Below are 22,942 nucleotides of genomic sequence, written 5' to 3' on the forward strand. Positions count from 1 at the left end.
ATCCCATCATCCACCCCAGTGACAATATTTGCGTTTCCAGTTTTAGGTTGTGGTGGGTGTAGCTCAGTGGTAGAGCCCCGGATTGTGACTCCGGTGGTCGTGGGTTCAAGTCCCATCATCCACCCCATTACCCCAGCATATATCGCTTCTGCTATTTTTAATTTCCTTTTAGTTTACCCCTTCTTTTAGAGAGTATGCCCTTAACTGGGGTTTTTGTGTTTCTGGCTTTTAGACTCCTCCTTTATTGTAGCTAGCGCGGCATCACCTTAATGCGGTTACCCGCCATATGGGTGAGCGGCTCAGGCCTGCCCAGCAAATACCCCTGCGCGTAGTTGATTCCCATGTGGTGCAAAATATCCAGCGTTGCCTGGGTTTCCACAAATTCAGCAATGGTTTCAATTCCTAACGCCTTGCCGACGGCATGAATCGCCTCAACCATCGCCCGATCAATCGGATCCTGATGCACATTGCGGATAAAATTACCGTCAATTTTCAAATAATCGACGGGCAACTGCTTCAAATAACTAAAAGAGGAGAGGCCGGTACCAAAGTCATCCAGTGCAAAGCGACAGCCGTACTCTTTAAGGGTGACAATTATTTCACTCACGCTTGAGAGTTGGGCAATGGCGGTGCTTTCGGTAATTTCAAAGCAGAGCGTGCCGTGGGGCAGGCCTGCCATGGCGACCTGAGTAATAAGGTCGTGACAAAAATCCGCATCGGAAAGCGACGCACCTGAAAGATTGATCCCCCATAAGCTGTGAGGTGGCAGCGTCGCATGGCGGTTTTGATCCCCTAGCCAGGCTAGGGTGTTACGAATCACCCAGCGGTCAATGCGCTCCATAAAGTGATAACGCTCGGCAGCGGGTAGAAAGCTACCTGGCGCGATGATCTCTCCATGCTCTTCAAGTCGCAGCAGAATTTCCCGGTAGCCAGGGCCAGTGGCGCAAATGGCTGCAATGGGTTGGGCGAAAAGACGGAAGGTGTCGTTATCCAAGCCATTTTGCAAGCGTTGTACCCACTGCAGTTCGCCGTGTTTCTCCAGTAATGCATGATCGTCAGGCTGATAGCAGTGGATGCGATTGCGGCCTGCCTCTTTCGCGGCGTAGCACGCAGCGTCAGAGGCGTGGAGAGCCTGGCTCAACTGCATGGGCTGAGCGGCGTTGAGTTCAACCAAACCAATGCTTACGCCGATACCAAAGGTATGGCCCTGCCAAGAAAAACGATACTGCTCAATATCGCAGCGTAACGCTTCCGCAATCGTCAATGCTCGCTCTATACCGCAATCGGGTAGCAACAAAGCGAATTCATCGCCACCCAGGCGGGCGGCGATATCGCTGCTGCGCACATGGTCTTTAAATTTTAACGCCAATTGGCGCAGCAGCTCATCTCCAGCGAGATGGCCGCAGGTGTCATTGACGATTTTGAACTGATCGAGATCCAGGTAACACAGCACATGGTGGCCATCGTCGCGATTAAGTAGCGCAGTCAGTGCTGATTCGAAGGCGCGGCGGTTGAGCAGGTCGGTCAGGTTGTCATGGCTGACCTGATAGCTCAGCTGTTCGGTCAACTGGCGAGTGAGGCTAACAACATCCTGAAAAACGACCACTGCACCTAAGGTAATGCCGCTGCGCGAACGTATTGGTGAAGCGCTGTGTTGGATGGGGGTATGCGAGTGATCACGACTGACCAGTAGGCAGTGCTCGGTGGAGTGCACCGGAGTTAGTTGAGTGAGCACTTGCCGGGCCGGGTTGTTTAGCGGTTGGCCACTGGCTTCATCGAGTAGTTGATACACCACGTAAATGGGTTTATCCATGGCCTCTTCGAGTGTCCATCCGGTCAAGCGCTTAGCTTCCGCATTGATAAACGTTACGTTGCCACTAGCGTCGCAGGTAATAACGCCATCACCGATCGATGCCAGGGTAGTACGGGCAAGGTCGCGTTCGCGGTTTAACTGCTCCTGCAGCTGTTTGCGCTCGGTAATATCGCGCACCATCCCTGAGCGCTCTGACGCGGAACCGCTGGCTCCTTCGCTGACTTGTATTTCCAGGTGGCGCACCTGCATATCTGCGCAGCGGCGTTTAATTTCATGGCGTGCTCCGGGGCTGAGGGAGCGGGTTGGCAATAGCTGCGAGACAGGTTGGCCAATAATCTGTTTGGCGTCGACCTCGAAGAGTTGCTCCGCTCCAGGGTTAAGGCTGGTCAGGGTGCCGTCTGCCTGCCAGGTAATCACGCCATCGCGGAGATTGCGAAGCATCACGCGGGTATGTCCAACGGCGCTTTCAAGGGCAGCGGTTACGCGATTATAGCTCGCCGCTATTTCGCCCACTTCGGTAAACGGGTCGGCGTCAATTCGCTGGCGCATATCACCCTGCTGTTCATGCTGGCGCATATGCTCAAGCAGTTGGTTCAACTCATTTTTGGCGCCATGCTCGGCGAGATTGAGGCCCATCTTTTCTGCTTCAGGTGAGACGCGTATGGGCAGGAAGCGCCGGGTAATGCGGAACAGTAGCCAGGCGCTGCCAAAGCTCCAAACGCCGCACACCACAACACCGATCAACTGAACGCCAAACTGAGCGGATCGCGACAAGCCACTATCCATCAGTGTTAAGTCAGCGACCCAGGGCAGTGCTAGCGTACCCCATACGCCCGCGACGAGGTGCGAGGGTATGGCGCTGACTGCATCATCAATATGTTTGCTTATCAGCCATTCGCTGGTCAGTACCATCAGTACGCCACTAACCGCACCCAGCCCAAATGCCGCCGATAAGGAGATCACATGAGCGCTGGCGGTGACGGCGACCAAGCCCGCAATGGCGCCATTAATCGCATACATAACGTCGGCGTAGCGCCGAGTGCGTAGCCCCATCAGCATGCCCGAAAGGATGCCGCCGACGGCGCCCAAAACAGTATTGGCTATTATGCTGGGTATTTGCTCGGTAACGGCCAGGGTGCTACCGCCGTTAAAGCCAAACCAGCCTAAGATCATAAACAGTGCGCCTAACATGGCGAGGGGTAAGTTGCCTGAAGGGAAGGCAGTAGGTGGTTTACCGTGGCTGAAGCGTCCGCTGCGTGGCCCAATACACAGTACCGCTGCCAGGGCGACCCAACCGCCTACGCTATGTACGACCGTGGAGCCCGCAAAGTCGACAAACCCTAGCGCCCCTAACCAGCCTTCCGCGCCATCCAAAAGCCCGCTCCATGCCCAATGCCCAAAAACCGGATAGATAACCAAGGCTATCCAGAGGGCCGTCCAGGTATAGGCTAAAAAGGGCATACGTTCTGCCACTGCGCCCGACACAATGGTAGCGGCGGTGGCGCAGAACATTGCTTGGAAAATAAAAACGGTAATCACCCAGTGGCTGGAGGCTTCTAATTGCCAACCAAACAGCGTTGTGCCGATTAAGCCGTGGTGAGAGTCGCCAAACATGAGACCAAAACCGACTAACCAAAAAATACTGACGGCAATGGCAAAGTCCGCTACGTTTTTCATAGCGACGTTGATAGCATTCTTGGTGCGCGTAGTGCCCGCTTCCAGGCAGAGAAAGCCAGCTTGCATCACAAATACCAGAGCAGCGGCCCAGAGCACCCAGAGCATATCGAGCAACGAGCTGTCCAAATTTAGCGTGGTAGGCATGGTGTTTTCCTTAGTATCTTTTGGTGCAAGTGCGCTTCTTTTTGGTGCTTTGTTTGTTTTAAGCGGAAGGAGGGGGAACCGTTGCACCGGTGCTAACTGACTGCTATTCAGGTTTCCTAATAGAAACTAAGCAATTGTTATGCCGCTAATAGTGAAGTCATCCTTTTTAACGCTAATGGCAGCATTAATTACTGATTTTTAGAAATAAAATAGCGTTTTCTACTGTGTTAATGCGCATTGATTGGTGATATTTTTCAATTAGTTATAGATCTTCAATTGTGGTTCATAAACGCTGAAAAGGGAGTGCATCAAGATGGCGCGTCAAACGGTAGTTTTGGGAGCAGGCATGGTCGGTGTCAGCATTGCCTGGCATCTGCGCCAGCGTGGGCATGAGGTGACCCTGGTAGATCGCCTTCAGCCTGGCCGCGAAACCTCGTTTGGCAATGCGGGTATCATTCAGCGGGAAGCGGTAAGGCCTTACCCTTTTCCCCGCGACGTTAAAACGCTCCTCAGCGTTTTACCTAACCGTCGGGTAGATATTCGTTACCGCCCCGCGGGTATGGTCAACGCCGCCTCCCCGCTATTGCGCTACTGGATGAACTCAGCGCCGAAGACTTACCAGAAAATCGTGCCGGAATACGCCTCACTGATTCAGCTTTCGCTAAAAACCCACGGCCCGATGATTGAAGCCGCAGGCGCTGAGCACTTGGTGCGCAGGCAGGGATGGCTTGAGCTATATCGCACGCCTGAAAAACTTGCTGCGCGGATAACCGAGGCCGAAGAAGCACGGCGCCTTTATGGCGTGCAGTTTGAGCAACTGGATAAGGCGGCTCTTGCGCAGAAAGAGCCCTCTTTGAGTGACACCATTATCGGCGCAATTCACTGGCTTGATCCCTGGACGGTTGCTGATCCAGGTGGGTTGGTCGCGGCTTACGCCCAAGCGTTTAGTAATGATGGCGGGCGTATTTTGCAGTCGGATATCAAGTCGGTTCAGCAAATGGGTGATCGCTGGCAGGTCAATACCGCTGCTGAAGCGTTAGAAGTAGATGACGTCGTCGTGGCGCTAGGGCCCTGGGCGGGAAGCTGGCTAAAAGAATTGGGCTACCACTTTCCTACCTTTGTAAAACGTGGCTACCACATGCATTACGCGCCTCAAGCGCCAGCCAAGCTAAACTTCTGGGTTATGGATGCCGAGGTGGGCTACCTGCTGGCGCCGATGAACGCAGGGGTTCGCTTGACTACCGGCGCTGAGCTTGATCGCTTGGATGCGCCTGCTGATGTCAATCAACTGGGCGCCGCCGAGAAAGTGGCACGCAGCGTGTTCCCCTTGGGCGAGCGACGCGATGACGCCCCTTGGAAAGGCGCGCGCCCCTGTTTGCCCGATATGAAGCCAGTGATTGGGCCTGCGCCAAGGCATCCAGGGTTGTGGCTTGCCTTTGGCCATGGCCATCAGGGGTTCACTCTGGGGCCCGCCACCGGTCATCTAATGGCGGATATGATGGAGGGGCAGCCCACGGCCATCGATATGGCACCATTTCGTGCTGATAGGTTCTAACTAGCGCTTTATTTATTAATGATCAGGCGAGTTAGGCCGATAGTAATAGACGCTAGCACCAGTAATAGAGACGGTATCTTTGCGCGTGATCTAATGCTTTGCTAGTTTATAAGTACATTTGCACACCATGAGGTGGATATATGGATGTAGGCATCAGCAGTTCAGTCAGTGCATCGCTGTATATGAATCAGGCGCAAACCGCCGAACAGGCTCAAATGCAGGTTTTCAAAGAAGCTTTGGATACGCAAGCTGATCAAGTAACTGAAATAATGGCCTCTGCCGATACTGGCGCGCAGCCAGATCTAGCTAAAGAGGGCACCCTAGGTACGCAGGTAAATACCTTCGCCTAGCCCCCGGCTTTGGTGGTGGTTAACATCGGCCTTGTGCCACTTTGTAAGATTAAAACGCTGACTTGTTCAGCGTTTTTTTGGCCTTTTTCAAGAGCGTCACATTTGACGCCACCCGCGACAACAGCCGCCTCCAAGCGTTACAATTGTCGCAATGGACATGGCTCAACGCGCGGTGGCCAGTTAGCGAAAGCTGCTGAGTGAGTGCTGCGAATGAGACCCTATATTTGAAGAGGCACAATGAAAGAGACTCAATTAGCCCGTGAAGCCGAGCTTCGCAGGACATTCGCTATTATTTCGCACCCCGACGCCGGTAAAACCACCATTACCGAAAAAATGCTGCTATTTGGGAATGCCATCCAGTTAGCCGGCTCGGTGAAGAGCAAGCGTAACGATCGCCATGCAACGTCAGACTGGATGAAGATGGAGCAGGAGCGGGGGATCTCGGTAACGACCTCGGTGATGCAGTTCCCCTACGGCGGCCGCATCGTCAATCTGCTGGATACACCGGGTCACGAAGACTTCTCTGAAGATACCTACCGTACGCTTACGGCGGTTGACTCTGCCTTGATGGTGATCGACGGCGCCAAAGGTGTTGAGGATCGCACCATTAAATTGATGGAAGTGTGTCGTCTGCGCACCACGCCGATCCTCACTTTCATCAACAAAATGGATCGCGATATCCGTGATCCCATTGAGGTGATGGATGAAGTTGAAACGGTACTGAATATCCAGTGTGCGCCGATGACCTGGCCGATTGGCATGGGTCGCCACTTTAAGGGCGTTTATCACCTTTATAACGACGTGATTCATCTTTATACCCAGGGGCAGGGTAGCCGCATTCCCGAGGATAAGCGCATTGAGGGTTTGGATAATCCCGAAGTGGATGCTGTGCTTGGAGAAGAGCAGGCCGAAGAGCTGCGCATGGAAGTCGAGCTGGTGCGCGGTGCCTCCCATGAGTTTGATCTGGATGCTTACCGGAGGGGGGAGCTTTCACCGGTCTATTTCGGTACCGCCATGGGTAACTTTGGTGTGCGTGAAATGCTTGACGGTTTTGTCGAGTACGCGCCGCCGCCCCAGGCCCACGAAACCGATACGCGGGTAGTCACATCTGATGATGAGCGCTTCACCGGCTTCGTGTTTAAAATCCAGGCCAATATGGATCCCAATCACCGCGACCGCATCGCTTTTTTGCGCGTCTGCTCGGGTAAGTACGAAAAGAACATGAAGATGCGCCATGTGCGTATCGGCAAGGACGTTAAGATTGCCGACGCCTTGACCTTTATGGCCTCCGACCGCTCCCAGGTAGAAGAGGCTTGGCCCGGCGATATTATTGGCCTGCATAATCACGGCACGATTCAGATCGGCGATACCTTTACCGTGGGCGAAGATATGCGCTTTACCGGCATACCCCACTTTGCCCCCGAGCTATTTAAGCGCGTACGGCTTAAAGATCCACTTAAGATGAAGGCGCTACAAAAAGGCTTGCAGCAGCTTTCCGAAGAGGGGGCTACCCAGGTCTTTATGCCGATGGACAACAACGATCTGATTCTCGGCGCCGTAGGTACCCTGCAGTTCGATGTGGTCGCCCACCGTCTCAAGGAGGAGTACAAGGTCGACTGCCTCTATGAAGGTGTCAATGTCCAGACAGCTCGCTGGGTCTACTGTGAAGATGCCAAAAAGCTGGAAGAGTTCAAGCGCAAGGCCAGCGCCAACCTGGCGATCGATGGCGGTGGTTATCTCACCTACATTGCGCCTACCCGGGTGAACCTGCAGATGACTCAGGAGCGTTGGCCGGATATTCGCTTCCAGCCTACCCGCGAGCACTAATCCCTATATGTCAGGCGTTCCCATGCTGATAGATGCTCATTGCCATCTCGATTTTACTCAGTTCGATGATGATCGGGCTGAGGTGTTCGAGTCCGCTAAGGCAGTGGGTGTCGTGCACTTTGTGGTACCGGGGACGACCCGTTCGCGCTGGCAGCAGGTGCTGGCGCTCGGCGAGCGGCCGGATACGTCGGTATGCTTGGGCTTGCACCCTTACTTTGTCGATGAGCATCAAGCGTCGGATATCAACGCGCTTGATCATTTGCTCGCTGAGCACCCTGAGATAGTAGCAGTGGGCGAGTGCGGTATTGATGGTCGCTTTACCGACACGCTTGAAGCGCAGTGGCACTACTTTGATGTCCAGCTGAAGCTAGCGAAACAGCATTCTCTGCCGGTAGTGGTGCACTGTGTCCACGCCAACGATAAGGTCGCCAAGCGCCTACGCCAGCTTGCGCTTCCAGAGGCAGGGCTGATTCACGCCTTCTCAGGCTCCATTGAGCAAGCAACCAAGTTTCTCGATCTGGGCTTCAAGCTGGGGTTGGGCGGCGCAGTCACCTATGAACGCGCCAGGCGGTTACGGCGAACCGTTGAGGGACTGCCTGACGATGCCTTTGTGCTGGAAACCGACAGCCCCGATATGCCGCTTAGCGGCTACCAGGGCATGCGTAATGAGCCATGTCGAGTGGCTGAGGTATGCAGCGTTGTTGCCGCACTGCGCGGGCAAACAGAGGAGCAGGTCGCAGCTCAGAGCAGTAATACCGCCGCGACGCTGTTTGGCTTGCCTTCAACCTAGAATAAGCCTAGCCGTTAAGGCTAACTGCCAGCTGTTCAGGGTCAACGCGTTCAATCGTATAGGGTAACGTGAGAAGTGTCGCTGGCACCCCATCTAAATAAAGTTGCATAGTTTCTTCGGCGACTTTGGTGCTCATGACTGCCAGTAATTCGACGCCGCCTTGATGATTAAACGCACTGACCACCACTTCACCTACCGCTTTATCGTCACTATTAACCACGCTAGCACCTGCTGCGGGCAGTGAGTCGGCTTCTAAGCTAATACGCATCAAGCGCTTTTTCACCTGACCCCGGAAGTGTGCTCGGGCGACGACTTCCTGGCCGGTGTAACAGCCTTTTTTAAAGCTAATGCCGCCCAGCGCTTCCCAGTTCAGCATTTGGGGCAGGAAGTGATCCTGTTGGGTATCGGTTAGCCACGCCAAACCGCTACGAATATCCTCAAGCTGCCAAGCGTTACGGCCCGCTTGGTCATCCTGAGCCGACGCTAAATCGACCTTGCTGTCGTTTGCGAAACACAATAGCCAGCGCGGTGTCTCACCAGGGTAGCGGATTGCGCAGGCCTGATCGTTGCTAGTATGGGTGCCTACTTGATCAGCTAGCGTCAGGCCCAGCTGATTCGCAAGCGATTGGGCCTCATCGCTGGCACCAATGAATACTAGGTCGCGTTGGCTGGTTAGTTCAGCACGGTAAAAAGCGGCGAATTTTTTAAGATGACTCTCTAGGCTATCCAATAGGGTATTACTGAGCAGTAGCCGATAATGCTCTTCGCCCAAGCGCATTAGCTGGGCGTTGGCCAGCATGCGGCCCTTAGGCGTGCAGAAACAGGTGAGCGGCGCAAAGTGCCCGTCGGCCAAGCTGACTTGGGCGCTGGTCTGGCCCTGTAGGAACTTTTCTGCATCCGCCCCCTTCACATCCAGCGCGGCTAAGTGGTTAAGGCGGACGCTGCCAAGGGCGGGGGTGCTAGCGGTAACGGTCGCCATAAAAACTCCTGCAAAAGTGGGAAAGCGTTCGATAGTGATGCATTCAGTACGTAAAAGTAAAAGTGCCTTGAATGCTATTAGGTGTGGGCAGTCGTCACTGATTGCAAGGCACCATTAGCGTGCTAGACTCTTTCTCTTGTATCAGTTTTGCACAGGGCAACAGGTAGGGAAACGCTATGGCACAGCAGTCGTTGACATTCCAGGGTGTTAAATCGGTCGATCAGGTGAACAAAATCACCACGGCGCTCATGATGCTTGATGGCGTTGATAGTGCCGAAGTGGGGCGCCATGGTGCCGATGTGGACGGTCGGGCAAAACGCGAGACGCTGATTAATGCCATTGAAAAACTCAAGCTAGGCGTAAAGGTATCCTAATGCACCCTCCCATTACCGTGATCAGTGAACGCAACCATGTCTTTAGGCAGCGAGTTGAAGTCAATGGCTTGGAAGATCTATATGCCGATGTGCCACCGATAGTAGGTGGCGAGGGCAGTGCCCCTGATCCCCACGACTATTTCGATATTGCTCTGGGTACCTGCAAGGCGGTTACCGTGCAGATGTACGCCAAGCGTAAAGAGTGGCCGCTTGAGGGTATTACCGTCACCGTGCAGCGGGACGATAGTCAGGAAAAAAAGGGCATCTACAAGCTAGACGTGGCATTAACACTGCACGGTATTGAAGACCCCGAACAGCGCGCCCGGCTGGAAGATATTAGCCACCGCTGCCCGATTCAACGCCTGATGACCCAGTCTACGGTCGAGATCGCCACCCGGTTAGTTTAAATTATATCTTTTATAGGAGCACCGATGAGCAAAGCCTTTCGATTGCAGTCAAAATTTCAGCCCGCTGGCGACCAGCCTGCTGCTATTAAAGGGCTGATTAGTGGCCTGGAATCTGGGCTTGCTCACCAAACGCTGCTTGGCGTGACCGGGTCGGGCAAAACCTTCACCATGGCCAATGTGGTGGAACAACAGCAGCGCCCGACCATCGTGATGGCGCCGAACAAGACCCTGGCTGCCCAGTTGTATGGCGAATTCAAGGCGTTTTTCCCGGATAACGCCGTAGAGTATTTCGTCTCCTACTACGACTACTACCAGCCGGAAGCCTATGTGCCTTCCTCGGATACCTTTATCGAGAAAGATGCCTCGATAAACGACCATATCGAGCAGATGCGGCTTTCGGCCACCAAGGCACTGCTAGAAAGGCGCGATGCGCTGATTGTGGTATCAGTGTCAGCGATTTACGGCTTGGGTGACCCCGACCAATACTTAAAGATGCGTCTGCACTTCACTCGCGGCGAGTTGATTGACCAGCGCGCTTTCCTGCGGCGCTTGGCAGAGCTTCAGTACACTCGTAATGATATGGATTTCCGCCGCGGTACTTACCGGGTGCGCGGCGATGTGATCGATATCTTTCCTGCCGACTCTGACGAGGAGGCGGTGCGGGTAGAGCTGTTTGACAGCGAAATCGACACTATCCGACTGTTTGATCCGCTCACTGGCGCTGTCCGCGGGGAGGTGCCAAGGATGACTATCTATCCAAAATCGCACTACGTCACCCCCCGGGAAACGATTCTGGGCGCCATTGATGCCATTAAAGAGGAGCTCAAAGAGCGACTGGAGTGGATGCGTAAGCATGAACGGCTGGTAGAAGCACAGCGTCTTGAGCAGCGCACACTTTACGATATTGAGATGATGCTGGAGCTGGGTTACTGCAACGGTATCGAAAACTACTCCCGCTACCTCTCTGGGCGTGCCCCCGGCGAGCCACCGCCTACTTTCTTTGATTACCTGCCCGATGACGCACTGCTATTTATCGACGAGTCCCACGTCAGCGTGCCCCAGGTAGGTGGTATGTACAAAGGCGACCGTTCGCGTAAAGAGACCCTAGTCGAGTATGGTTTCCGGTTGCCTTCGGCGTTGGATAACCGGCCCATGAAGTTTGAAGAGTGGGAGGCCATTTCACCACAAACCATCTTTGTTTCCGCCACTCCAGGCCGCTATGAGGGCGAACACGCTAGCCAGACCGTTGAGCAGGTGGTGCGTCCCACCGGGCTGCTGGATCCTGAAATTGAAGTGCGTCCGGCCAGTACCCAAGTAGACGATCTGCTATCGGAAATTGGACTGCGCACTGCAGTAGGTGAGCGGGTGCTGGTGACCACGCTAACCAAGCGTATGGCGGAAGACCTGACCGAGTATTTTGACGAGCACGGCATTCGAGTGCGCTATTTACATTCGGATATCGACACCGTCGAGCGGGTTGAGATTATTCGTGACTTACGCCTGGGCAAGTTTGATGTGTTAGTGGGCATCAACCTGCTACGTGAAGGCCTGGATATTCCCGAAGTATCGTTGGTGGCAATTCTCGACGCCGATAAAGAGGGCTTTCTGCGTGCCGAGCGCTCGCTGATACAGACTATTGGCCGTGCTGCCCGTAACGCCCACGGCAAGGCGATTCTTTACGGTGATCGGATTACTGACTCGATGCGCAAGGCGATTGATGAAACCGAGCGTCGTCGCGCCAAGCAGACTGCTCATAATGAAGAACACGGTATTACGCCAACAACGGTTACCCGCTCAGTGGCCGATATCCTTGAAGCCGCCCAGGCACCAGGCAAAAAGAGCAGTCGCCGCCGTGGCAATGAGCGCAAGGTGGCGGAAAGCGCCGCCGAGTATGATGTCACCACGATGAGCAAGCAAGATCTGCTGGGCGCTATCAGTAAGCTCGAAGACGCCATGTTTGAGGCAGCACAAAATCTGGAGTTCGAAGAGGCGGCCCGGCTTCGCGACCAGCTCCATCAAATGAAAGACAAACAGCTGGCGCTGGGCTAGCGGTATGCCAGAAGGCCCAGAAATTCGCCGCGCGGCGGATCGTATTGAGCAGCAGATAGGTGGACGGGTGATCGACGATGCCTGGTTCGCTTTTCCAGAACTTGCCGAGCAGGCAGCCTCATTTATTGGTGTTCGGGTTGCCCGAGTAGATACCTGGGGTAAAGCAATGCTGGTCCGGTTTGCCGATCAGCGCGTGCTTTATTCCCACAACCAACTTTATGGTGTTTGGAAGCTGCATAGCGAGGATAAGCCGCCTAATACCAAGCGAGCGCTGCGGGTTCGATTGAGCGCAGAAGGGCACTGCGCCAGCCTCTATAGCGCCTCCGATATTTCCCTCTGGCACGCAGAAACTCTCACCGAGCATCCTTTCTTAGCCCGCCTGGGCCCTGATTTGTTGAGTCAAGACGTGGCTCCCTCCGATGTGCAGCAGCGGCTGAATTTAAAGCAGTTTCATAAACGCAGCCTGGGGGCACTGCTGCTTGATCAGGGGTTGGTCGCCGGGCTGGGCAACTATTTGCGCTCTGAAATCCTTTTTTTCTCCCAGCTTCCGCCAAGCGCTCGACCGGTGGATTTAACCCCAGAACAGCAGCAAACTCTGGCTGACTGCATCATTGATGTTACCCGGCAAGCCTACCAAGCCGCAGGTGTTACTAATCGTGAGGCCTGGATTGCTCAGGCCAAAGCAGCGGGTGAGCCGCGCAGGCAGTGGCGTTTTGCGGTTTTCGAGCGGGCAGGGCTTGAATGCCATCGCTGTGGAACGGTGATTGAGCGTACAATGGTTGGGTCGCGAAGGCTCTATTTATGCCCATATTGTCAGTCGGCGTGAGTAGGGTTATACCGTTATCTTGCTTAAGAGATACCATCAACTAAAGCCCTAACCATAGTAGTCAGATAGGTGCCAGGGATTGCTGCTGCGTAAGTGCCAATACGGTATACTGGTAGCACGCTAAGACGGCACCTCCGCGGGCGCGGAGGGGAAGCCGCTGACTAGACGATAACCTAGGAGCTATTAGTCCATGACCGTGATTCGCCAGGACGACGTTATTCAAAGCGTTGCCGATGCTCTGCAGTACATCTCTTACTACCATCCCAAAGATTTCATCGATGCCATGGCAGCCGCCTACGAGCGCGAAGAGAACCCTGCCGCCAAAGACGCCATCGCACAGATTTTGATTAACTCACGCATGTGCGCCACCGGGCATCGCCCAATCTGTCAGGATACCGGTATCGTCACCGTATTCGTTCACGTGGGTATGAACGTTACCTGGGAAGCGGACATGAGCTTGGACGACATGATCAATGAAGGTGTTCGTCGTGCTTACCTGCTGCCAGATAATATCCTGCGCGCCTCGGTGCTTGCAGATCCTGACGGCAAGCGAGCCAACACCAAAGACAACACCCCGGCGATTATTCACCACTCGATTGTGCCCGGTGATAGTGTCGATATTCACGTGGCTGCGAAGGGCGGCGGTAGCGAAGCAAAATCCAAGTTTGCCATGCTGAATCCCTCTGACAGCGTGGTTGATTGGGTGATGGAGCAACTGCCAAAGATGGGCGCTGGCTGGTGCCCACCCGGCATGCTGGGGATTGGTATCGGCGGCACCGCCGAAAAGGCCATGATGATTGCCAAAGAGGCGCTACTCGATCCTATCGATATTCAGGATCTACAGGCCCGTGGCCCCAGCAATCGTGCCGAAGAGCTGCGTTTAGAGCTGTTTGATAAAGTCAACAAGAGCGGTATCGGTGCCCAGGGGTTAGGCGGCTTAACCACCGTGCTGGATATTAAAGTCAAAGACTATCCAACCCATGCGGCCAACAAGCCCGTCGCGATTATTCCCAATTGTGCGGCGACCCGTCATGCCCACTTTACCCTGGACGGTTCTGGCCCCGCGGTACTTGAAGCGCCGAAGCTTGAGGATTGGCCGGAAATTACTCGCGAGGCGGGTGAAAACGTCAAACGTGTCAATCTTGACACGGTGACGCCTGAGGAGGTTAAAACCTGGCAGCCTGGTGATACGCTGCTGTTGAACGGTAAGCTGCTCACGGGGCGCGATGCTGCTCATAAGCGCATGGTCGATATGCTGGCCAAAGGCGAGCCGCTGCCCGTGGATATGAAAGGTCGCTTTATCTACTACGTGGGCCCGGTTGATCCCATTGGTGACGAAGTCGTTGGCCCCGCTGGCCCAACGACCGCCACGCGGATGGATAAATTTACCCGCACTATGCTGGAAGAGACTGGCCTGTTAGGCATGGTCGGCAAAGCAGAGCGTGGCCAAGCCGCTATTGATGCTATCCGTGACAATGAAGCCGTGTACTTAATGGCGGTCGGTGGGTCGGCTTATCTGGTCGCTCAAGCGATTAAAAAATCGCGGGTAGTGGGCTTCGAAGACTTAGGCATGGAAGCAATCTACGAGTTTGAGGTTGAAGATATGCCGGTGACCGTAGCCGTTGATAGCCTAGGCACATCGGTACATCAAACCGGGCCTGCGAAGTGGAAAGAGATTATTGCCCAATCGGCGTAATGGAGTGGTAAGGTTGATTAGGCTTTAGACGCATAAGGGCCTCGCTGACGGCGAGGCCTTGTTCTATGTGAGGGCTTTATAAGGACGTGACTATGACCTCCTGGTTGCTAGGGACCAGCATCTTACTGATACACCTGCTTGGCATCGTTTCAGCCATTATGGCGCTGATGTCTAGTCGCACCTCTCAGGGGGCCGTGGCATGGATCATCTCGCTGCTGACGTTCCCTTATGTCGCGCTTCCAGCGTACTGGTTTTTCGGGCGTCCAAGGTTTTATGGCTATGTGTCTGCCCGCGGCCAGCGGGACACCGTGCTACGCCGGGTTCTAGTGCACTACCGGGCTAACGTTCAACCCTACGTTGCGCCCTCTACCAACGCCGATATTCAGGCGGTCGAGCAGCTTGCCATGATGCCGTTAACCCATGGCAATCAAGCGACACTGCTCATTGACGGGCCAGCAACGTTTGAAAGCCTGTTCGATGGTATTGACCGGGCGGAAAAATATGTTTTGGTGCAGTTCTTCATTGTTCGCGACGACGCTCTCGGGCAACGTTTGAAGCACCATTTACAGTGTGCTGCCCGGCGCGGCGTGCGGGTCTATTTTCTTTATGATGAAGTGGGTAGCCGCAAGTTAGCCGATAGCTACCTCAATGATTTAATCAGCGATGGGGTGGCCGTGAGTGCCTTTCGCTCATCGCGAGGCTTTAAGCACCGTTTTCAGCTTAACTTTCGCAACCATCGCAAAATAACGGTAATAGACGGCAAGGAGGGCTGGATAGGGGGCTTTAATATTGGGGTCGAATATCTCGGCGAGAACCCACGGCACGGGCCTTGGCGTGATACCCATCTCAAGCTTGCAGGACCCAGCGTACTGGGCTTGCAGGAGGCATTTTGGGAGGATTGGCACTGGGCGACGGATGAAGTGATTAGCCTGAACTGGATGGCCGATACGTGTTCCTCAGTGACCGACCACCATGTGGTGATCGTGCCTTCTGGGCCCGCTGACCGTCAGGACACCGCCAGCCTTCTCGTCCAGCAGGTCATTCATAGCGCCAAGCAGCGGCTGTGGGTGACTAGCCCCTATTTCGTCCCTGACCAGGGAGTTCAGGATGCGCTGCGGCTGGCAGCGATGCGCGGCGTCGACGTTCGGGTGATGATTCCAGAGCGCCCCGACCACTTGTTGGTTTTCCTCTCTGCGTTCTCATTTCTACCCGATATGTTAAGGGCGGGTGTTAAAATATACCGTTATCTTCCTGGTTTTTTACATCAAAAAGTCATGCTGGTAGACGACGAAGCAGCCACGGTAGGGACAGTCAATTTGGATAATCGCTCGTTTCGGTTAAATTTTGAGATTACCGCGTTTATTCCTAGCCGCGATTTTGCTACCAGCGTCGAGGCGATGCTGGAAAAAGACTTTGCTCACTGTCGGCGTGTCACCATCGATGAAATTAACCAGCGCCCGGTATGGATGAAAGTCGTTTCGCGGGCGGCCTATTTAATGGCCCCGGTTCAATAGATACGTCAGCCTAAAAGGAAAATCGAGATGCTCAAACGCAGGGTGAGACAAGGAGTCATGGGGTGAATCTTGAAACAAAATGGCTGGAAGATTTTGTAGCGCTAGCCAATACGCGCAGCTTCTCTGCGTCAGCACGCCAGCGACACGTGACCCAGCCGGCCTTTAGTCGCCGTATTCGCGCGTTGGAGCAGGCCGTTGATGTCACCTTGGTAGATCGTTCAACTACCCCCGTCGGGTTAACGCCCGAAGGGCAGCTGTTTTTGGTTACTGCGCGCAATCTGGTCGAACAGTTAAACGAATCGCTTAGCCATTTGCGCGGTCTCTCTATCGCCAATGAGGCGCTGGATATTGTCGCGGCGCACTCCCTGGCGTTGAGTTTTTATCCGCCTTGGATCTCTCGCCTGCAGCAGGGTTTGGGCGAGTTGCCGACCCGCTTGGTGGCCATGAATGTGGGCGAGGCAATACATGTGCTGCGAGAGGGCAACTGTGATCTGATGCTCGCCTACTATGACCCTTTTGCGACGATGCAACTGGACGCTGAAGTATTCCCCTCTTTCTCAATTGGTAAGGTCAATATGCTGCCCGTTTCGTTACCCGACGAGCATGGGAAAGCAAAATTTTCACTCCAGCACGACACTTCCATTCCCTATCTTTCGTACACTCAAGGGGCCTTTTTAGGGCGCAGTGTGCGCATGCTGCTGAAAAATGACCCGCTGCGTATGAAGCTGCGTACGGTATATGAAACGGCCATGGCTGAAGGCCTGAAGGGAATGGTATTACAGGGCGTTGGCGTAGCATGGATCCCCGACTTTTGTATTCGTGAAGAGCTGAAAAGTGGCCGTTTGGTGAGGGCAGGCGACCCTAGCTGGGATATCCCCCTGGAAATCCGCTTATATCGCTGCTCGATGGTGCATAAGCCCGGCGTAGAGCGTTTATGGCGGCAGATGATGAAGCTGCCGCGGGATTTCCTACAAGCCTAGGGCCTGTTGACGTTTAGCTACTGCCAAAATCTGCGGGTAGCCCTAAAAAGTTCTGAATGATGAAGAAGTGATCTTCAAACAGGCTGTCGGGCTCGAGATCTGCAAGTGCTACCCAGCGCGCATGATCACCGCCTTTAACGGGCTTTAGGCGTGGCAGCTGCTGATCGGGGCGTAGCGCAAAATAGAAAGCTTCCGCCAAGGTGCGCCCGCGCCAGCTGCGGTGGGGTTCATCAAACAGGCGTTGCCCACGCAGCGAGCCTTTGAGTACAGGCTCAGGAACCTTTAAGCGAATGCGTTCGCGAAGTTCACGCAAGCAAGCATCCAGCAGCCGTTCATGGGGGTTAATAAACCCTCCCGGCAGGGCATAAAGGCCTTTGCCCGGTGCCGCCGTGCGTCGTACCAGCAGCACATGGCCTGACTGCACGACCACTGCGTTGACCGTGACAAAAATAGGCGGGTAGGGCGCGTGAGCCCAGGCCTGACGGTACTGATCCAACAACTGCTGCTCTTCGATCAGGCGCTGATAGGCGCCCTCATTGCAAAAGTGTTTGACGCTCTCCACCACCCCTGGCGGTAAATCGTGGTAAGCGCCGGTACTCAGGTAGTCATTCGTTGAGCTCGGCGAGCGAAACAGTCGCTCACGTATTTGGCTGGCTGAAATCCCCTCCACCGACGGCACGCTGACAGACTCCCACTGAGGAAACAGTGAAAGGTAGTAGCTTGACTGGCCGCGGCTGGCTCCGATCAAGCCAATACGTGGTAGGCGAGCATTGGCAGGTGCAGCTAAATCGCGCACTTTGCGCTGCACATCGCGCACCCAAACATCGTCGTTATAGAGGGCGTCGAGTAGCGGGGTGATCTCCAAGCGTTGATTATCGGCGTCGTCAAATCCCGCGCGAAGCATGGCTTGTCGTTCGTCGAATCGCCAGGGGTTACGCAGTGAGCGAGCCTGCCAAGAAGAGCCTACCAACACAATGACCTGCCGTGCGCGTTTGAGCGCTTCACGAATGACCGCGAGATGCCCCAGATGTGGCGGCTGAAAACGGCCAATAAACACCAAACAGTCGAAATCGCAGGCAGTCGCAGAGCGCGAAGTATCAGTGGCCATCCAAGCTTCCTTTTTCGTTTGGTGAACTCAGAGATGCAACCTACCAGAAAACTGCGCTAAACGCTGTGGTTAGGTATGCTAGAAAAATAGGATGTTGATAACGCTTATAAAAAGCCCCGTTACCCAGAGCACAGGGAGTGAATATGATTAAACGCGCCGCTATCTTTTGGTGGAAAGTAGTCCAAGACGCCACGTCACTATGGTTGGAGCGTAATGCCTTTAGCTACGCAGGTTCGCTAGCGTTCTATACACTTTTCTCATTGGCGCCTACCATTATTATCGCTGTCACAGTTATCGGTGTCGTGATGGGAGAAGAGGCGGCTCAGGGACAAATTGTAGCGCAACTGCAAGGTACCTTAGGGGTTGACGCAGCTGTCGCTATTCAAGACGCCGTCGCTCAATCCAGGATTGAGGAGTCGGGTATCCTGCCAACGCTATTGGGCGTAGGAGCCCTGGTGATCGGTGCAACAACCGTTTTCGCCCAGATGCAATTTTCGCTCAATACCATTTGGGGCGTAACGGCAAAGCCCACTTCTAATAGCGCTTTACGTTTTATTAAAAGCCGGTTGCTATCGTTAACGGTGGTGCTCTCCATCGGATTTATACTGATGGTATCGCTGGTATTAGGCGTCGTTTTGCGCGGTATGCTCCAGGCCGCCGATAATCTGGTGCCTTATGCCAGCTTACTGACAACGTCAGTTGAGTCGCTGGTCTCGCTGGCTGTGGTCACCTTACTATTTGCCACCATTTTTAAAGTACTTCCCGACGTTGTGTTGCGCTGGCAAGATGTGTTGATTGGCGCAGTCGTCACTGCCGTACTGTTTACTATTGGGCGCAGTGTAATCGCGATTTACCTGGCGTATACGGCTACAGCATCTACCTATGGCGCCGCCGGGTCGGTAGTCATGATTTTGCTATGGGTCTACTACAGTTCACTAATATTGCTGTTTGGGGCGGCGTTCACCCGCTCATTGCTACTACGCCGTGGCCGCCCGCTGATTCCGCGTAACAGTGCAGTGATTGTCAAACGTGAGTATGTTTAACACTCCGTTCAGAAGCGCCAAGGTAAGGAGGTAAGTATGAGTGATTGCTGTGTACGTGCCCTTGTGACCGGTAAGGTGCAGGGGGGCTGGTATCGCCGGGCTACCCAAGAGAAAGCCCTTCAGCACGGTATCACCGGCTATGCCAAAAACTTGCCCGATGGCCGGGTTGAAGTGTTGATGTGTGGTCACTCCGACGCAGTCAAGCTGCTAAGCGAATGGCTATGGCAGGGCTCAGAAGGTGCACAAGTTACCCATGTAGAGCTCGAGGTGCTGGATAACTGCCGCGCCCCGAGCCACTTTGCCACCCAGTAAAGCCTATTGGGAGCCTCTAATGAGACGGCAGGTCTCTATTGGGCACCTTTCCATTCAAGGATATTGTTAGCTGTCAGGCTAACAATATTCTGGCGCGCTTCTGGTGTAATCCAGGCGTTGTGAGGCGTGACAATTAAGTTTAGCGGCTCGCTGAGTGCATCCAGTAGTGGGTGCCCATCTCTGGGTGGTTCAGCGGGCAGTACATCAACGCCTAATCCACCCAGCTTGCCGCTACGCAGCGCCTCTAACGCTGCCACTTCATCGATAACCCCGCCGCGGGCGCAGTTGACCAGTAGCAGTGAGTTCTTGGCGCGCGTTAAGCGCTCCCGATTGATCAAGTGCTTGGTGGCCTCGCTCAACGGGCAGTGCAGGCTGATAACATCGGCATCGGGAAGCAGGTCGTCCAGGGCAGGGCGCTTATCATTAGCTTCGTTGCCGGGGCGGGCGGCGAAGGTGACTTGCATGCCAAAGGCTTCCGCCAAGCGTGCTACTTCGGTACCTAACTCGCCTTGTCCGACCATCACTAGCTGTTTACCTGCCAGTTGGAGCGTTGGGTAATCCTGCAAACAGAAGAAGGCGCTACGCTGCCACTCGCCTGCGGCGACATCGCGCTGATATTGGGGAAGACGATTGGCTAACGCGAGCATGAGCATCAAAGTGTGTTGGGAAACGCTGGCAGTGCCGTAAGCCGCGACGTTTTTAACTTCAATGTTGTGTTCTTTTGCGCTTTCAAGATCGATATTATTGAGACCTGTCGCCAATACGCATATTAGCCGCAGTTTTGGCAGTTGCTGCAGCGTTTCGGCGTCCAGCACTACCTTGTTCACGATCGCTACATCGGCGTTAGCAAGGCGTTCCCGCGCTTGTTGCGTGGTACTCTGCTCAAACACCTCAAGGTTTGAAACCGTCTCTTTAATGGCGGCCAAATTGATCTCGGGGCCGAGACTTTGCGCATCCAGTATCACCGCATGGGGCATTTTCTTCTCTCCATTAACCGCAGGGGGCTGTATAACCTTGCTCGTCAGGGGGCACAAAAGGGTATAATGGCGGCGCTTTATCAACCGCAGCCTTGGAATTTACCCCGACTGGCCACATATTGCAGCCTGGCAGCGTTTGTGTTCGCCATTGTTCTTTCTTTTCAGAACGAGTCTTTTAGATAGAACTGGATTTGTCAGAGCTGGGTCTTTAGAACTGAGCCTTTAAGCTGGGTCTTTAGAATCAGGCCTGTCAGAACTAAGCTTGTCAGGGTTGAGCTTATTAGGAGTCATTAAGATGCCCATCTATGAATATGAGTGCAAGGCCTGCGGCCATCGCATGGAAAAATTGCAGAAGATTAGCGCCGATCCTCTCAAGGATTGCCCTGCATGCCAAAGTGATGGCTTGGAACGGCTTGTCTCGGCAGCGGGATTCCGTTTGGCCGGCGGCGGTTGGTACGAAACTGATTTCAAAACGGGTAGCAAAAAGAACCTGGCCGCTGATGGCAAAACTGCCTCTGCAGATGCCGGTAAATCAAGCGATTCCAGCGCTACCGCTAAGAGCGACACTCCCAAAGACAAGGGCGCCGCGGCATAGCCGCGGCAGTCAGGGTCGGGACGCCCGCGACACACTCATTGCCACGTAACAGAACAGGATTTGACATGCGCAGCCATTATTGCGGCCAGCTAAACGAAACTTTGGTGGATCAAACGGTTACGGTATGCGGATGGGTTCATCGCCGCCGTGACCACGGTGGGGTAATTTTCCTCGATATGCGCGATCGCGACGGCATCGCACAGTTCGTGGTCGACCCTGATACCGCCGAGGCATTCGCTAATGCCGACCGTGCCCGCAGTGAATTTGTCCTGCGTATCACTGGTCGCGTTCGGCTGCGCCCAGAAGGCACCCAAAACGCCAACATGCCGACGGGTATGATTGAAGTGTTGGCAAAAGACGTTGAAGTGCTCAACACCGCCGTTACCCCGCCATTCCAGCTGGATGAGCATGGCAAGGTCGGCGAAGAAGTGCGCTTAAAGCATCGCTATATCGATCTGCGTCGCCCGGATATGATCGAGAAGCTGCGTCTGCGCTCGCGTATTTCTCATAACGTGCGCGCGTACCTCGAAAACCAAGGCTTCCTGGATATCGAAACGCCGGTACTCACCCGCGCTACGCCAGAGGGTGCTCGTGATTACCTGGTGCCTAGCCGTACCCACGCGGGTAGTTTCTTTGCACTGCCTCAGTCGCCGCAACTGTTTAAGCAGCTGTTGATGGTGGCGGGCTTTGACCGCTACTACCAAATTGCCAAGTGCTTCCGCGATGAAGACCTGCGCGCCGACCGTCAGCCTGAGTTCACCCAGATTGATATCGAGGCGTCGTTTGTGGAAGAGAACGACATCATGGGCATTACCGAAGCCATGATTCGTCAGCTTTTCCAGGACGTGCTAAAAGCCGAACTCCCTGAGTTCCCGCGCATGACCTGGCAGGAAGCGATGGATCGCTTCGGTTCCGATAAGCCGGATCTGCGTATCCCGCTGGAACTGACCGATGTCGACGACCTGATGCAGCAAGTCGATTTCAAAGTCTTCTCTGGCCCCGCCAGCGCGGATGATGGCCGCGTAGCGGCGCTGAAAGTACCCGGCGGCGCCAAGCTATCGCGCAAAGAGATCGACGAATATACCAAGTTTGTCGGCATCTACGGCGCCAAAGGCTTGGCGTGGATCAAGGTCAACGAGCGCGCCAAAGGGCTTGAAGGTCTGCAGTCTCCGATCGTCAAGTTTATGGAAAACATCGTTGAAGAGCTGCTCGACCGCGTGGGCGCAGAAGATGGTGACATCATCTTCTTCGGTGCCGATAAAGCCCGTATCGTTAACGAAGCCATTGGCGCGCTGCGCGTCAAGCTCGGTGCTGATCTGGAACTCTATACTCAAGAGTGGGCGCCACTGTGGGTAGTCGACTTCCCAATGTTTGAAGCCGACGACAGTGGTCGCCTGAGCCCGCTGCACCACCCCTTTACCGCGCCTTCCTGCACACCGGAAGAGCTCAAGGCAGACCCCGCCAATGCGCTTTCACGCGCTTACGATATGGTGCTCAACGGTACCGAATTGGGCGGCGGCTCTATTCGTATCCACGATCAGACCATGCAGAGCACGGTGTTTGAGATTCTAGGCATCGGTGAAGAAGAAGCCCAAGAGAAATTTGGCTTCCTGCTGGATGCACTTCAGTATGGTGCACCGCCTCATGGTGGCTTAGCCTTTGGCTTGGATCGCTTGGTCATGCTGATGGTCGGTGCCAAAACTATTCGTGAAGTCATCGCCTTCCCGAAAACCCAAAGCGCTGCCTGTTTGATGACCAATGCACCGGGCGAAGTCAGCCCCGAGCAGTTGAAAGATTTGAACATCCGCCTACGTCAGAAAGTCAAAGCGGAACCCGCCGCCGAATAAATCGGTTTGGATGGCTGCTCAACACCGACGCCACGGCGTCGGTGTTTTTGTAGTGCGCCAGGCATGGCGCGCAGCGCCT

The 22,942-nt window shown here is 54.5% G+C and carries 19 protein-coding genes and 1 tRNA gene; 16 read left to right on the forward strand and 4 right to left on the reverse strand.

Translation table 11 applies throughout. The features are described from left to right. Positions 1-52: 52 nt before the first annotated feature. A tRNA-His gene (locus tag K7H09_RS15975) sits at positions 53-127 on the forward strand. A 123-nt stretch (positions 128-250) separates the two neighbouring features. Here K7H09_RS15975 and amt read toward each other — a convergent pair. Next, positions 251-3,634, reverse strand: coding sequence for an ammonium transporter (gene amt / locus K7H09_RS15980; RefSeq protein WP_230805180.1), 3,384 nt, complete (start codon positions 3,632-3,634; stop codon positions 251-253). Positions 3,635-3,947: 313 nt separating this feature from the next. On the opposite strand from amt, the gene K7H09_RS15985 reads away from it, so the two are divergent. The 4 genes from K7H09_RS15985 (at position 3,948) to K7H09_RS16000 (ending at position 8,156) form a co-directional block, all read left to right on the forward strand. Continuing rightward, on the forward strand, positions 3,948-5,189 hold the full coding sequence (locus K7H09_RS15985; RefSeq protein ID WP_009286678.1) for an NAD(P)/FAD-dependent oxidoreductase: 1,242 nt from the start codon (positions 3,948-3,950) through the stop codon (positions 5,187-5,189). 140 nt (positions 5,190-5,329) lie between these two features. Continuing rightward, positions 5,330-5,539: a putative motility protein gene (locus K7H09_RS15990; RefSeq protein WP_022523503.1), complete on the forward strand. Its 210-nt coding sequence runs from the start codon at positions 5,330-5,332 to the stop codon at positions 5,537-5,539. A 237-nt stretch (positions 5,540-5,776) separates the two neighbouring features. Further along, the gene (locus tag K7H09_RS15995; RefSeq protein WP_138801030.1) at positions 5,777-7,366 is read left to right on the forward strand and encodes a peptide chain release factor 3; all 1,590 of its coding nucleotides are present in this window, start codon (positions 5,777-5,779) and stop codon (positions 7,364-7,366) included. A gap of 22 nt (positions 7,367-7,388) precedes the next feature. Continuing rightward, complete coding sequence (locus K7H09_RS16000; protein WP_027959408.1) at positions 7,389-8,156, forward strand: TatD family hydrolase; 768 nt, start codon at positions 7,389-7,391, stop codon at positions 8,154-8,156. Between the two features lie 7 nt (positions 8,157-8,163). Here the strand turns inward: K7H09_RS16000 and ygfZ are convergent, their stop codons facing one another. Beyond that, entirely contained in the window at positions 8,164-9,135 is a 972-nt protein-coding gene (gene ygfZ / locus K7H09_RS16005; RefSeq protein WP_009286681.1) for a CAF17-like 4Fe-4S cluster assembly/insertion protein YgfZ, read from the reverse strand. A 176-nt stretch (positions 9,136-9,311) separates the two neighbouring features. Between ygfZ and K7H09_RS16010 the strand changes: the two genes are divergently transcribed. The 7 genes from K7H09_RS16010 to K7H09_RS16040 all read left to right on the forward strand — a co-directional run bounded on the left by K7H09_RS16010 (position 9,312) and on the right by K7H09_RS16040 (position 16,981). Beyond that, complete coding sequence (locus tag K7H09_RS16010) at positions 9,312-9,509, forward strand: hypothetical protein (protein ID WP_007114205.1); 198 nt, start codon at positions 9,312-9,314, stop codon at positions 9,507-9,509. Next, complete coding sequence (locus K7H09_RS16015; protein ID WP_022523500.1) at positions 9,509-9,916, forward strand: OsmC family protein; 408 nt, start codon at positions 9,509-9,511, stop codon at positions 9,914-9,916. The genes K7H09_RS16010 and K7H09_RS16015 overlap by 1 nt, the downstream gene beginning before the upstream one ends. A gap of 24 nt (positions 9,917-9,940) precedes the next feature. Beyond that, positions 9,941-11,965 carry an excinuclease ABC subunit UvrB gene (gene uvrB, locus K7H09_RS16020; RefSeq protein WP_138801033.1) on the forward strand — a complete coding sequence of 675 codons (2,025 nt, stop codon included), beginning with the start codon at positions 9,941-9,943 and terminating at the stop codon, positions 11,963-11,965. A gap of 4 nt (positions 11,966-11,969) precedes the next feature. After that, on the forward strand, positions 11,970-12,791 hold the full coding sequence (gene nei / locus K7H09_RS16025; RefSeq protein ID WP_138801034.1) for an endonuclease VIII: 822 nt from the start codon (positions 11,970-11,972) through the stop codon (positions 12,789-12,791). A 190-nt stretch (positions 12,792-12,981) separates the two neighbouring features. Next, positions 12,982-14,487 carry a fumarate hydratase gene (locus tag K7H09_RS16030; protein ID WP_159176781.1) on the forward strand — a complete coding sequence of 502 codons (1,506 nt, stop codon included), beginning with the start codon at positions 12,982-12,984 and terminating at the stop codon, positions 14,485-14,487. A 92-nt stretch (positions 14,488-14,579) separates the two neighbouring features. After that, on the forward strand, positions 14,580-16,001 hold the full coding sequence (gene cls, locus K7H09_RS16035) for a cardiolipin synthase (protein WP_022523497.1): 1,422 nt from the start codon (positions 14,580-14,582) through the stop codon (positions 15,999-16,001). A gap of 62 nt (positions 16,002-16,063) precedes the next feature. Next, positions 16,064-16,981 carry a LysR substrate-binding domain-containing protein gene (locus K7H09_RS16040; RefSeq protein ID WP_009286686.1) on the forward strand — a complete coding sequence of 306 codons (918 nt, stop codon included), beginning with the start codon at positions 16,064-16,066 and terminating at the stop codon, positions 16,979-16,981. A 13-nt stretch (positions 16,982-16,994) separates the two neighbouring features. Here the strand turns inward: K7H09_RS16040 and K7H09_RS16045 are convergent, their stop codons facing one another. Further along, positions 16,995-18,089 carry a bifunctional nicotinamide-nucleotide adenylyltransferase/Nudix hydroxylase gene (locus K7H09_RS16045; RefSeq protein WP_022523496.1) on the reverse strand — a complete coding sequence of 365 codons (1,095 nt, stop codon included), beginning with the start codon at positions 18,087-18,089 and terminating at the stop codon, positions 16,995-16,997. Positions 18,090-18,232: 143 nt separating this feature from the next. Here K7H09_RS16045 and K7H09_RS16050 point away from each other — a divergent pair, with 143 nt between their 5' ends. Together K7H09_RS16050 and K7H09_RS16055 are read left to right on the forward strand one after the other, a co-directional pair. After that, positions 18,233-19,132 carry a YihY/virulence factor BrkB family protein gene (locus K7H09_RS16050; RefSeq protein ID WP_022523495.1) on the forward strand — a complete coding sequence of 300 codons (900 nt, stop codon included), beginning with the start codon at positions 18,233-18,235 and terminating at the stop codon, positions 19,130-19,132. 36 nt (positions 19,133-19,168) lie between these two features. Then, positions 19,169-19,444 carry an acylphosphatase gene (locus K7H09_RS16055; RefSeq protein ID WP_230805183.1) on the forward strand — a complete coding sequence of 92 codons (276 nt, stop codon included), beginning with the start codon at positions 19,169-19,171 and terminating at the stop codon, positions 19,442-19,444. Positions 19,445-19,479: 35 nt separating this feature from the next. Here the strand turns inward: K7H09_RS16055 and K7H09_RS16060 are convergent, their stop codons facing one another. Beyond that, positions 19,480-20,421 carry a D-2-hydroxyacid dehydrogenase gene (locus K7H09_RS16060; RefSeq protein ID WP_159176782.1) on the reverse strand — a complete coding sequence of 314 codons (942 nt, stop codon included), beginning with the start codon at positions 20,419-20,421 and terminating at the stop codon, positions 19,480-19,482. A gap of 295 nt (positions 20,422-20,716) precedes the next feature. Here K7H09_RS16060 and K7H09_RS16065 point away from each other — a divergent pair, with 295 nt between their 5' ends. Further along, a complete protein-coding gene (locus tag K7H09_RS16065; protein WP_133732523.1) occupies positions 20,717-21,016 on the forward strand; it encodes an FmdB family zinc ribbon protein in 300 nt (99 codons plus the stop codon). A 65-nt stretch (positions 21,017-21,081) separates the two neighbouring features. Then, complete coding sequence (gene aspS, locus K7H09_RS16070) at positions 21,082-22,863, forward strand: aspartate--tRNA ligase (RefSeq protein WP_022523491.1); 1,782 nt, start codon at positions 21,082-21,084, stop codon at positions 22,861-22,863. The last annotated feature ends 79 nt before the right edge of the window (positions 22,864-22,942 follow it).

The organism is Halomonas sp. IOP_14 (assembly GCF_021021315.1).
GTDB classification, from domain to species: Bacteria; Pseudomonadota; Gammaproteobacteria; order Pseudomonadales; family Halomonadaceae; genus Vreelandella; species Vreelandella titanicae.